The following is a 12,012-nucleotide window of genomic DNA, read 5'->3' as shown; positions in this document are numbered from 1 at the left end:
TTAATATATTTAAGCAATAAGAATAAGCAATCTCTTTTTTCTTCTTATTATCTTCCTCTAATGTAGATCATTCAAATGATGCATCTCTCTTATATGCAATGTGGAAATAGGCATATACGTGCTATTTGTTACTTAATTTTCAATTAAAAAAATAATAAAGAGGTGAAAGTTTGGAGATATTTGAAACTTTACTTATTTTTACTACAGTAGTTATCGTAAGCTCCTTTGTCCATAGTTTCATACCAAAGGTACCTCTTGCGTTTATTCAAATCGTTCTTGGAATGATTTTATACCTCACTCCAATTCCAGTTGAATTTAACTTTGACTCAGAACTATTTATGGTCACATTAATTGCCCCATTATTATTTGTAGAAGGGGTTAACGTTTCAAGAGTACATTTAAGAAAGTATATTAAACCTGTAATGATGATGGCTTTAGGTCTCGTTATTACAACAGTGATTGGTGTAGGATTGTTCGTACATTGGATTTGGCCCGAACTACCGATTGGTGCAGCCTTTGCAATTGCAGCAATTCTCTGTCCTACAGATGCTGTAGCAGTTCAAGCAATCACTAACGGTAAGGTGTTGCCTAAAGGTGCGATGACGATTCTTGAAGGTGAATCATTACTTAATGATGCAGCCGGTATCATTTCATTTAAAATTGCTGTAGGCGTATTAGTCACAGGTACGTTTTCACTTTTCGATGCGGTACAACAATTTTTAATTGCATCTATAGGTGGGGCAATTGTTGGTTTACTTATAGGTATGGCACTTGTTCGTTTTCGTTTAACTCTGATGAGACGAGGCATTGAGAATATTAATATGTTCACATTTATACAGTTATTAACGCCATTTGTGACATATCTTATTGCAGAACTGTTTCATGCGTCAGGTATTATCGCAGCTGTAGTAGCCGGACTCGTCCATGGATTTGAACGAGATCGTATCGCTCAAACACGTACACAATTACAAATGAGTTATAACCACACATGGAATATTCTAGGTTATGTTTTAAATGGTTTTGTCTTTTCAATATTAGGTTTCTTAGTACCTGAGGTTATTGTGAAGATTATTAAGACAGAACCACATAATTTACTATTCTTAGTAGTTATCACTGTACTAGTCGCTTTAGCGGTATACCTCTTCAGATTTGTATGGGTATATGTGCTTTATCCTTATTTCTATTTATCAGTCAGTCCTTTCCAGAAAATGATATCAAAAGACGATGACGATAAAGCCCCAGAGAAAAAGCCTAAGAGAAGCTTATATGCACTTATTATGACGCTTTGCGGTGTACACGGGACAATTTCACTAGCAATCGCATTAACATTACCTTATTACTTGGCAAATCATCATTCATTCCATTATAGAAATGATTTATTATTTATTGCGTCAGGAATGGTCATCATTAGCTTGGTCATTGCTCAAGTATTACTTCCTTTAGTTACGCCTAATAAACCAAAAGTGAAATTAGGTAATATGACATTCAAAGAAGCAAGAGTATATATTTTGGAACATGTGATTGATTATTTAAATCAGAAATCTACATTTGAAACAAGTTACCGTTATGGAAATGTGATTAAAGAATATCATGATAAACTCACGTTCCTTAAAACAGTTGAAAAGGAAGATGAAAACTCTAAAGAGTTAGAACGTCTTCAAAAAATTGCGTTTAATGTAGAAACAAAAACATTAGAACAACTTGTTGATGATGGTGAGATTACAGATAGTGTACTTGAAAACTATATGCGCTATGCTGAACGTACACAAGTCTACAAACAAGCGTCACTATTTAGAAGGATTACAGTTGTTTTAAGAGGAATGTTATTGAAACGCCGTGTTAAAACTAAAATAAATTCTGCATCTTCTTTAAGTGTTACAGATAACTTACTTGAATTAGGTAAAATAAATAAATTAGTTCATTACAATGTAGTAAGTAGATTGTCTAAAGAGGCAACAACAGATAACAAACTAGAGATTGGTATGATATGCGATGGTTATCTTATGCGTATAGATAACTTAACTCCGAATAATTTCTTCAATTCTCAAAGTGAAGATACGATTACTAGAATTAAGTTGAATGCTTTAAGAGAACAGCGTCGAATTCTTCGTGAATTAATAGAAGATGAAGAAATTACAGAAGGTACAGCATTGAAGCTTAGAGAATCTATTAACTATGATGAAATGGTTATCGTTGATAGTATGACATGATAAAAAATATACGTTTGTTTATAAATTTTCTAAAAAAGAGCCCTCATTCATAAAGTGATGAGGGCTCTTTTACATATATCATCATAAAAAAAGTTGCACTAATCTCAACTAATTAGTGCAACTAATGTCTCCATGGGGGAGGATTGAATATCCATGGAGGTAGCTTAGTGATAGATGAAGCTATCACATCAAGTGATTATTTGTGGCTTCAGTAACTACTCAGAGTTGAATAGAACTGTTATGTACTACTCGAGGATTGATTGAGATGTTAAGATTAGTAGCACATTGTTAGTTTCCTTCTATTGTTTATCGCTCGAAAACAACAAAAAGAATGAGTGATTTCCGCTAAAATATTTACTCTGTAATTCGTGAGAGAGTGGGGCTCAAATAAGTTTGCGAAATATCCCCTTAACTAACACCACCATATCGTGTGTAAAAAAGATGTAGTTTATATTATAGGAGGGTAATATAAATGAAAAAACACACGATATGGGACTGCTAGTTACAAAATAATATATAAAAGTTCTAGAATTATCACGGATGAACATGACTTATGATTAATCTTCTACACTTTCTTACGTGTTCATCCGTGTTCATCCGTGTATTTCTAGTTATTTCATACTGCCATGAATTGTCTCGATATTGGATTTCATCATTTTGTAGTATGAATCACCTTTAGTGCCTTCTTTACCTATAGAATCTGTAAATACTTCTCCATAGATATCCTTATTTGTCTCTTCTGATAAACTTTGCATGGCTTTTTTATCCACACTTGTTTCAACTAATAGATGTTTGAGATGGTTGTCTTTAACGAAACGAATAGCTTGTTTCATTTGTCCTGGTGTACCTTGCTTTTCAGTATTGATTTCCCAAATATAGCCTGGCTTCACTTTAAATTGTTTAGCAAAGTATTTAAATGCACCTTCACTAGTCATCATAGCTCGATGCGCTTTAGGAATATCATTGAATTTGTTTTTACTTTCTTTATTTAACTTTTTGAGTTTAGCTAAGTAAGTTTTTCCGTGGTTTTTATACGTAGATTGATTTTGTTTATCATGTTGAATTAGCGTTTGTTGAATTGTTTTAACGTATTTAATACCGTTATCTAAACTTAACCAAGCATGTGGATCTTGTTTGTTCTTGTTACCATTTTCACCGTTTAAGTAAATAGGTGTAACATCTTTAGATGTAGCAACAACGCTCTTGTCTTTAGTAGATTTGCCTGCTTGTTTGAGCGCTTTTTCAAACCAACCATTTCCTGTTTCAAGATTTAACCCATTATAGAAAATAACATCTGCGTCAGTTAAAGCTTTAATGTCTTTGGGTTTTACTTCATATTCATGAGGGTCTTGACCGACTGGTACAATACTATGGACTTCGACCTTATCACCGCCGACATGTTTGACCATGTCATATAAAATTGAGTTGGTTGTTACAACTTTTAACTTACCTTCGGTAGAGCTATGATCCTTGTTATGTTGATTCCCACACGCGGCAAGAATCATGATAAATATTAATGCTAAAGCAAAAATCTTCTTCATGTTAAAGCGCCTCTTTTCTGTCTGTTATTCATTCTCGTAATTGCTAACGTTATAACGTAAATAGTAAATGTACAAATCACGATTGTAGCACCACTTGGGACGTTATATATATAACTAAAATATAGTCCGGTAATTGAACTGATAATACTAATAAGACTGGCAATGATCATCATGCTGTACAATTGTTTACTAATCAAAAATGCAGTTGATGCAGGAGTGATAAGTAAAGCCACTACAAGTATGATTCCGACCGTTTGAATACTTGCAACTGTGACAAGTGCTAGTAAAAGCATGACGAAATAATGGATGAGTGTTGTGTTTAAACCGCTCATACGGCTAAATGTTGCGTCAAAAGTAGATATCATTAAAGGTCGATAAAATACAACTATAAGTGTTATCACACTCATTCCGATAATGATAGTTGTCCAAAATGATTGATTGGTTATAGCCAGTAAATTACCAAATAAAATATGGTATAAATCTGTCGTACTATTGATTAAACTTATAATAATGACTCCTGTTGCTAGAAATGCAGTAAAACTAATACCTATCGCTGCATCTGGTTTTGTCTTGCTTTTAGAAGTAATAAAACCAATAAAAAGACTGGCAATCATACCTGTTACTAATGCACCGATGAACATTGGAATATTGAATAGGAAAGATAGCGCAACGCCTGGTAACACCGCATGGCTCATTGCATCTCCCATTAGAGACAGGCCTCTAAGTACGATAATACTTCCTACAGTACCGCACACAATCCCTACTAATATAGAAGTGATTAATGCACGATTTAAAAATTGATAACTGAGTAAATGATTAAAGAAGTCTAACATTTAACACGCACTCCCTTGTAACACTGTGACGATTGAAGTGGTGATAAATCATTGTCAAAATTCATGAAAGTTGCATTCAATCGTTCAGAAGTTAAAGCTTCTTTTGGTGGTCCTATATATCTTAAGGATTGATTGAGTAATAAAATACGGTCAAAGTACTCCTCAGCTTTTGATAAATCGTGATGTACAATTAATATCAACTTACCTAAATGTCTAAGGTGCTTAATTTTTTTCATTATTAGTTCTTCGCTGTAGATATCAATACCTACAAAAGGCTCGTCAAAACAATAGATATCACTCTCGCTCATTAATGCTCTCGCAACAAGTACACGTTGTAATTGACCACCACTTAATTCTGAAATTTGTCTATGACGCAAATCGTCTAATTCTAAATCTTTAAGTAATTGGTTAAGTTTCGCTCTCTCAGTGATTTCAGGACGTTTAAACCATCCAATGTCTTGATAACAGCCTGATAGTACTACTTGTTCTACTTTGATAGGGAAGTCTAAGTCCAATTGAGCTTTTTGAGGTATGTAAGTGATATATCTAAGTTGTGTATGTATAGGGCGATCGTATAATAATCTAGTTCCAGTAGCTTTAAACTCTCCGATAAAAGCTTTGAGCATTGATGATTTACCTGCTCCATTAGGCCCTACGATGCCAACGATTTCGCCACATATAGGTAATGAGAATGACACGTCTTTAAGAACATGCTTTTTCCCTAAAAATAAATTTAATTGATCAATTTTTAGCAAAAATTATAACCTCCTAATAAAAAGTTTAGGTTAACCTAATTTATTTTATAATAAACGTTGAAGTTTTAACATGTCAAGTGAATTCATGATACAATAAGGTGAATGCGTGTGAGGTGAAATGATGTTAACTGAAGAAAAAGAGGATTACTTAAAAGCAATTTTAACGAATGACGGCGATGTATCCTTTGTATCTAATAAACAATTATCTCAATTTCTAAATATTAAACCCCCATCTGTCAGCGAAATGATAGGACGCTTAGAAAAGGAAGGTTATGTAGAAACTAAGCATTATAAAGGTGCGCGTTTAACTAAAGAAGGTTTAAACCGAACACTTGATATTATTAAACGTCATCGATTATTGGAATTATTTTTAATAGAAATCTTGCAATACAACTGGGAAGAGGTGCATCAAGAGGCAGAAATCCTTGAACATCGAATCTCTGATTTGTTTGTGGAACGCTTAGATAAAACCTTGAATTATCCTAGAACATGTCCTCATGGTGGTGTAATCCCGCGTGATTACCATTATAAAGAGCTTTATACAACGTCTATATTAGAATTCGAACCTGGTGACAACGTTATAGTCAGAAGAGTGCGTGATAAGACAGACTTACTTGTATACCTTTCAAGTAAAGATATCTATATAGGTAACACAGTAGAAATCGTTTCGAAAGATGATACTAATAAAGTAATTATTATTAAACGAAATGAAAATGTAACTATTTTAAGTTACGAAAATGCAATGAATATCTTCGCTGAAAAACAATAAAAGCTTAAGTTCTTAATGAGTGTACTTGTAAATCATTAAGAGCTTAAGCTTTTTTATAAAATCGTATATTTAATGAGTAGATAGATCGTGTAGAGATTGAAAGCAATCCATATAGTACTATAAATGATTGTAGGTACTTTAGTAATATCAGTTAAAGCACTTCCATCCCAACTTGGCTTAGGTCGTTGGAAAGTAAGATTAAATATAGTCCATGAAGATTGAATAATTTCACCTAATAGGATGCCTAAAATGAGATGATAACTTAAAGATACAATGTCATACATCATCATAAGATGGTCATGTTGGACTATAAAGTATAAGAGTATACTAATTAGAAAAATGACGATAATAGGTGATAGTTTTCGAGAGGTCAAAATTAAAAAATAAATAAAAATAACAAGATATACAATTAGAAAAATACTTGGATGTTCATAATGTGCAGCAACTAAACCAATTAAAAACATGACAGGAGGCATTAAGTAACCCCCAATTGTGGTTATGAATTGTCCCAGATAACTTTTTGATTGAGTGATGGCATAACCTTGTTGTAATGTTGTTTGTCTTTCAGTGGGACTAGTAACGATAACTAGATCTTTAGCTCGTCCACCCGCAAGACGATTAAATAATACATGACCAAATTCATGAGTTAATACTGGTATATAGTTCAAATAGACATCTAGAAATTGATTGATACCTTTATGTCTGTTTTGATGAATCAAAATATATACTATTCCAATGACAATGATGAGATAAATATTTAAATGGATGATTGTTGTGAAAAAGTTTTCCAGATAGGACATAATTAACCTCGAATTGATAATTTTGAATAAGTTCATTTATAGAATATTATAATTGATAATTTTGAATAAGTTCATTTATAGAATATTATAAATGAAAAACTAGGAATTAGCTTTTAGACTTTAGATGTAATTCATGGGGTTTAAGATTTCTTGTTTAAATTTTGATGTGGTAAAATAGACGGTACATTTTTAAGCGTAATGTTATCAGTACTTTATAATTAATTTTCTCTAATAAATTACTACACGAAGTGAAGTGGGGCAAATTTTGATGAATAACGAGCAGTTTAATAACAGTAAAGTCAACGTATTGGGCGTAAAATTTAATAATACAACGATGTTGCAAATGATTGAGAATATCAAATCATTTTTCGAAAATAAAACTGAAAAAAATTTATTTATAGTGACAGCTAATCCTGAAATCGTTGTTTATGCAACTGAACATCCTTCGTATATGGATTTAATTAATAATTCGGATTATGTTGTAGCTGACGGAACTGGAGTAGTCAAAGCATCAAAGCGATTAAATCAACCTTTAAGACGTCGAGTGCCAGGGATTGAGTTGCTCGAGGAATGTTTAAAGATAGCTCATGCAAATCATCAGCGTGTCTATTTACTTGGTTCTAAAAATGAAATTATCGAAGCGACTGAACGTAAATTGCATTTGAAATATTCTAATGTGACGTTCGCTCACCATCACGGATATATTAATCTAGAGGATGAAACAGTGGTCAAGCGAATAACTAGTTTTAATCCTGACTATATCTTTGTTGGAATGGGCTTTCCGAAACAAGAGGAATGGATTCACAAACATAGTTACAAATTTAATCAAACTGTTATGATGGGTGTTGGTGGCTCATTTGAAGTGTTAAGTGGTGCGAAGAAGCGGGCTCCAAAACTATTTCAAAAGCTAAACATCGAATGGGTGTACCGTTTACTTATAGATTGGAAGCGTATAGGCAGAATGATAAGTATTCCAAAATTTATGATAAAAGTAGCTAAGCAAAAGAGGAAAAATAAAACTGTAAAATAAAACAAAGTGAGAGGTGGTTCAGGGGGCCACCTCTCACTTTCTATTTGAATAGGGATAACATGATTTTAGGGATTTTACGTCTCAATTATTTCACAGGGGAAGGGGAGAAAATAATTGAGTTGAGTTAATTTAATTTTATAATATCAAGGTTGTGAAAGCTCGTTCAATGCCTTTTATAAGCGAACAGGGAAACTTACATGGCTAAGAACATTTTTGATTTTTGGGAAAGGTATAACGTTTATAGGCTTGCCATAAGACATTTACTAAAGCTATCTAAGAGTACATATATACTATTAAATCTAAATGGCGCTTTTAATAGCAATGCCTCTTTTAGTTATATAATCGTTCAATTAAACTATACTCAGGATTATAATTATTGAAATAGTTGAGTGATTTTTTAATAAAAGTTAATTCGAAAATATAATTTAACGTATTATAGTGCAATTATTTAGCTGTATAGCTTGAGCTTGAGATTTTTACGCTTGAAACGATGACATCTTTGTCTTGGAAAGCTTCATCATTAAAGAAACGATTTAAAATATCTTTCACACCATCTTCAATGCGTTTTTGAGATTCTAAAGTCATACCTGAATAATGAATAGTCATACCATTTCTAGGCATAGTTCTCCAAGGGTGGTCAGCTGGAGCTGGTTGTGGGTACCAAACGTCGCCGGCATAACCTTGAATTTGACCGCTATTAACAGCGTCAACTAATGCTTGAGTGTTAACGATTTTACCACGTGCTGTATTGACTAAATAACTACCTTTTTTCATTTTATTTAATACATCTTCATTGAATAAATTATCAGTAGAAGGTGTTAATGGTGCATGAATAGTGATTGCATCACTAGTTTTAACAAGTTCTTCGAATTCAACGAATTTTGAGTTTTCGTTATCTTTTTGGTTAATTGGATCATAGTGTTGGATAGTTACATTGAATGGTTTTAAGCGTTCAGCAACTAATTGACCAATACGACCGAAACCAAAGATACCGATTGTTTTGTTTTGAAGTTCACGAGCTTGGTTACCGACTTTAGATAAGTCCCATTCTCCTTCAACTGATTGACGGTGTCCTTCCATAAAGTTACGTAATACAATAAGTAAGTCCATTACGGCATGTTCAGCTACACTTACAGTATTACTACCTGTTACTTCTACTACACCGACATCATTTTTACTTGCTGCGTCTAAATCAACGTGGTCAGAACCAACACCTGCAGTGATTGCTAATTTTAAGTTAGGTGCTTTCTCGATTCTTTCTTTAGTTATATAAGCAGGATAGAATGGTGCACTAATAACAATATCCATATCGCTTAAGTGTTTATCTAAGTCTTCTTCACCATTTTTTAAGATAACTAATTCATGGTTTGAATCTTTTAAGAAATCTCTAAGACCGATGGCTTTATCTGTATTTAATAATTGATTGTCTAAACCTTCTTCAGTTTCTGGGAATAATGCTACAATTTTCATAATCTATACACTCCTAAATTTAGAATTTTATCTAGTAAAATTTCTAGCTATTCTATGATGAGAGCACTTATAACGTTTATAAAAAAATACTCAGCCTATTTGTCTAAACCACCTCCTTAAATGTATGAATTCTCATAAACATTTAAAATGTAAGTGGGTTAGCAAACAGCACTGAGTACCTTACACCAATCCCATAGTATGATTACTTTACTATTTATTATTCAATTGATTTATCAAATACGAAGATTGAAACCACTTCGTCGTCTTCTAAATTAACATCTGTAAAAATTTTACGAATTTTGCTCCAACAAGTTCCTCCATTTCAACGGGAGGATTCTGTTTATATAATTCTTTAATTTCTTCAGTACGTCCATATTTAAGCATACTCTGAAAATCTTTATTTCTCAAATAAAAATTTTCAACTTTACTTAAACTACCTGTCATATGACATATTGCCCAATTATCTTTGAAAAAGACTTTAACTTGTTCGGGGCCTTTGCCGATATAAGATTTACGGTAAGAGCGTACTAAATTCGCAAATTGTTGGGTTCTCTTATTAGATACTATCTCTTTCACCCTCTTTAATTTACGTTTCAGTTGTGACAACTTTGTGTATCTCTTATTTTCATCATAATACTACTTTTGATTTTTGAAAAGGGTAAAGCTCAAATTAATTGAAAATAATTATCATATGAGAAGTATAATGATTTTAACTCTTAGATTTAAAAGCACACAAAAACTATCAACAACGCATATTGTGACAGTCAAGTATGATATTTGCTTATTTAATTACAAAACGTGATTCATCTAGTTCACTTCTAAAGGCTTTTTGTTCAGCTTTAGATTTCTTTTTGAAACCTTTTAAGAATTCTTCGTACTTAGGTAATACATTGTCTAATTCACCAAATTCTTTTAATTTGCCACCTTCAATCCAAGCAATTTTTGTACAGAATTCTCTGACTTGACGGAGGTTATGACTAACGAAGAAAATAGTTTTTTTCGCTTCTTTAAATTCATAAATTTTATCTAAACATTTTTGAGTAAACGTTTGATCTCCTACAGAAAGCGCTTCGTCAATGACTAAAATATCTGGGTTAACAGTTACGTTAATTGAAAATCCTAATTTAGCACGCATACCACTGGAATATTTTTTCACTGGTTGATAGATGAATTCACCTAATTCACTAAAATCAATGATTTTAGGCATTAATTCTTTGATTTCTTTACGTTTAAAGCCCATACACAGCATTTTAAATTCGATGTTCTCAACACCTGTCAGTTGACCATTTAAACCTGCATTAATTGCAATGACACTGACATCACCATGTCGTTCAATTTCTCCTGAGGAAGGGGAGAGTGATCCGCCTATCATGTTACTTAAAGTAGACTTTCCGGAACCATTAATTCCTACTAGACCTATGACGTCACCTTCATGTGCGGTAAGTGAAACACCATCTAAAGCGAAAAATGTTTTATTTTTATTTTTAGGGATTAAAGCATCTTTAATTCGATCTTTATTATTTCTATATATACGGTATTCTTTAGTTACATTTTCAATATTTACCGAAACGCTCATTTTAGTACCTTCCTTATATACGTTTGTATAGATTATAATATACAACACATCAGTTGTTAAATTTATTAACCTAGTGTAAAGTGAATACGATAAGTAAGTTTAAAAATATTATTTAATTAAGTTTTACAATAGATAGATTTCTATTGCATGAGAAAGTGTGGTTGGGTTTAATGTCAGCAGTTGGAACTGTTTTAAAGGAACACCTCAAAAACTTCTATTTAATTCAAAGACTGGCACAATTTCAAATTAAAATCTCAAATCACAGTAACTATTTAGGAATGGCATGGGAAATTTTAAACCCAGCGCTACAAATTATGGTTTACTGGCTAGTTTTTGGTTTAGGAATTAGAAGTAACGCACCAATACATGGTATTCCATTTGTATTTTGGTTGCTTGTGGGGATTAGTATGTGGTTTTTCATTAACCAAGGTGTTCTTGAAGGTACCAAATCAATTTCACAAAAATTTAATCAAGTTGCTAAAATGAATTTTCCATTATCAATTATTCCAACGTACATTGTAACTAGCAGATTTTATGGCCATTTAGGATTGTTAGCAATTATTATAATTGCCTGTATGTTTAAAGGGATTATACCAAGTATTCATATTGTTCAATTGTTAATTTATGTGCCATTTGCATTTTTATTAACTTCATCTGTAGCTTTGTTAACGTCAACGCTAGGAATACTTGTAAGGGACACACAAATGATTATGCAAGCACTTATGAGAATATTATTCTATATGTCTCCGATTTTATGGGTACCTAAAGATCATGGTGTGAGTGGTGTAATACATCGAATTATGATGTTTAACCCAGTGTATTTCATTGCCGAATCATATCGTGCTGCAATATTATTCCATCAATGGTACTTTATTGATCATTGGAAATTGATGTTATATAACATTTGTATTATTATTTTATTTTTCATTATTGGCTCTATTCTTCATAAACGTTATAGAGACCATTTTGCAGATTTCTTATAATGATTTATACCTTGCCTTGGTCTATTGCGGATCAAGGTTTTATTT

The 12,012-nt window shown here is 32.4% G+C and carries 10 protein-coding genes and 1 pseudogene; 4 read left to right on the top strand and 7 right to left on the bottom strand.

What is annotated here, in order from left to right:
* The first annotated feature begins 170 nt into the window (after positions 1-170).
* Positions 171-2,210, top strand: coding sequence for a sodium:proton antiporter (locus V6C74_RS10250; protein WP_016898373.1), 2,040 nt, complete (start codon positions 171-173; stop codon positions 2,208-2,210).
* A gap of 611 nt (positions 2,211-2,821) precedes the next feature.
* Here V6C74_RS10250 and V6C74_RS10245 read toward each other — a convergent pair.
* Genes V6C74_RS10245 through V6C74_RS10235 form a run of 3 tightly spaced genes read right to left on the bottom strand, consistent with a single transcriptional unit; the run spans position 2,822 to position 5,339 of the window.
* Positions 2,822-3,751 carry a zinc ABC transporter substrate-binding protein gene (locus V6C74_RS10245; RefSeq protein WP_002433468.1) on the bottom strand — a complete coding sequence of 310 codons (930 nt, stop codon included), beginning with the start codon at positions 3,749-3,751 and terminating at the stop codon, positions 2,822-2,824.
* Positions 3,748-4,584 (bottom strand): metal ABC transporter permease, encoded by an 837-nt coding sequence (locus V6C74_RS10240; RefSeq protein WP_002452631.1) that lies wholly within the window; start codon positions 4,582-4,584, stop codon positions 3,748-3,750. The genes V6C74_RS10245 and V6C74_RS10240 overlap by 4 nt, the downstream gene beginning before the upstream one ends.
* Positions 4,578-5,339 (bottom strand): metal ABC transporter ATP-binding protein, encoded by a 762-nt coding sequence (locus V6C74_RS10235; protein ID WP_002452632.1) that lies wholly within the window; start codon positions 5,337-5,339, stop codon positions 4,578-4,580. The genes V6C74_RS10240 and V6C74_RS10235 overlap by 7 nt, the downstream gene beginning before the upstream one ends.
* A gap of 121 nt (positions 5,340-5,460) precedes the next feature.
* Here V6C74_RS10235 and V6C74_RS10230 point away from each other — a divergent pair, with 121 nt between their 5' ends.
* The gene (locus V6C74_RS10230; protein WP_016898372.1) at positions 5,461-6,108 is read left to right on the top strand and encodes a metal-dependent transcriptional regulator; all 648 of its coding nucleotides are present in this window, start codon (positions 5,461-5,463) and stop codon (positions 6,106-6,108) included.
* A gap of 53 nt (positions 6,109-6,161) precedes the next feature.
* Here the strand turns inward: V6C74_RS10230 and V6C74_RS10225 are convergent, their stop codons facing one another.
* Positions 6,162-6,908, bottom strand: a complete 747-nt coding sequence (locus V6C74_RS10225; RefSeq protein ID WP_002452634.1) for a M50 family metallopeptidase — start codon at positions 6,906-6,908, stop codon at positions 6,162-6,164.
* Between the two features lie 268 nt (positions 6,909-7,176).
* On the opposite strand from V6C74_RS10225, the gene tarA reads away from it, so the two are divergent.
* Complete coding sequence (gene tarA / locus V6C74_RS10220; RefSeq protein ID WP_002452635.1) at positions 7,177-7,938, top strand: N-acetylglucosaminyldiphosphoundecaprenol N-acetyl-beta-D-mannosaminyltransferase TarA; 762 nt, start codon at positions 7,177-7,179, stop codon at positions 7,936-7,938.
* Between the two features lie 444 nt (positions 7,939-8,382).
* Here tarA and V6C74_RS10215 read toward each other — a convergent pair whose 3' ends face one another.
* From V6C74_RS10215 to tagH, 3 genes and pseudogenes are all read right to left on the bottom strand, one after another.
* Entirely contained in the window at positions 8,383-9,408 is a 1,026-nt protein-coding gene (locus tag V6C74_RS10215; RefSeq protein ID WP_016898371.1) for an NAD-dependent formate dehydrogenase, read from the bottom strand.
* A 217-nt stretch (positions 9,409-9,625) separates the two neighbouring features.
* A pseudogene (locus tag V6C74_RS10210) lies at positions 9,626-9,984 on the bottom strand (DUF2294 domain-containing protein).
* Positions 9,985-10,189: 205 nt separating this feature from the next.
* A complete protein-coding gene (gene tagH, locus V6C74_RS10205) occupies positions 10,190-10,984 on the bottom strand; it encodes a teichoic acids export ABC transporter ATP-binding subunit TagH (RefSeq protein ID WP_002452638.1) in 795 nt (264 codons plus the stop codon).
* Positions 10,985-11,154: 170 nt separating this feature from the next.
* On the opposite strand from tagH, the gene tagG reads away from it, so the two are divergent.
* A complete protein-coding gene (gene tagG, locus V6C74_RS10200) occupies positions 11,155-11,967 on the top strand; it encodes a teichoic acids export ABC transporter permease subunit TagG (RefSeq protein WP_002452639.1) in 813 nt (270 codons plus the stop codon).
* Positions 11,968-12,012 lie beyond the last annotated feature (45 nt).

The organism is Staphylococcus capitis subsp. capitis (assembly GCF_040739495.1).
Taxonomy (GTDB): Bacteria; Bacillota; Bacilli; order Staphylococcales; family Staphylococcaceae; genus Staphylococcus; species Staphylococcus capitis.
This window is presented reverse-complemented; position numbering and strand designations above follow the sequence as displayed.

Bases quoted from the DNA above. Each gene is read 5' to 3' on its own strand.
- V6C74_RS10245 (WP_002433468.1), bottom strand. From the start codon at position 3,751: ATGAAGAAGATTTTTGCTTTAGCATTAATATTTATCATGATTCTTGCC.
- V6C74_RS10240 (WP_002452631.1), bottom strand. From the start codon at position 4,584: ATGTTAGACTTCTTTAATCATTTACTCAGTTATCAATTTTTAAATCGT.
- V6C74_RS10230 (WP_016898372.1), top strand. From the start codon at position 5,461: ATGTTAACTGAAGAAAAAGAGGATTACTTAAAAGCAATTTTAACGAAT.
- V6C74_RS10225 (WP_002452634.1), bottom strand. From the start codon at position 6,908: ATGTCCTATCTGGAAAACTTTTTCACAACAATCATCCATTTAAATATT.
- tarA (WP_002452635.1), top strand. From the start codon at position 7,177: ATGAATAACGAGCAGTTTAATAACAGTAAAGTCAACGTATTGGGCGTA.
- V6C74_RS10215 (WP_016898371.1), bottom strand. From the start codon at position 9,408: ATGAAAATTGTAGCATTATTCCCAGAAACTGAAGAAGGTTTAGACAAT.
- tagH (WP_002452638.1), bottom strand. From the start codon at position 10,984: ATGAGCGTTTCGGTAAATATTGAAAATGTAACTAAAGAATACCGTATA.
- tagG (WP_002452639.1), top strand. From the start codon at position 11,155: ATGTCAGCAGTTGGAACTGTTTTAAAGGAACACCTCAAAAACTTCTAT.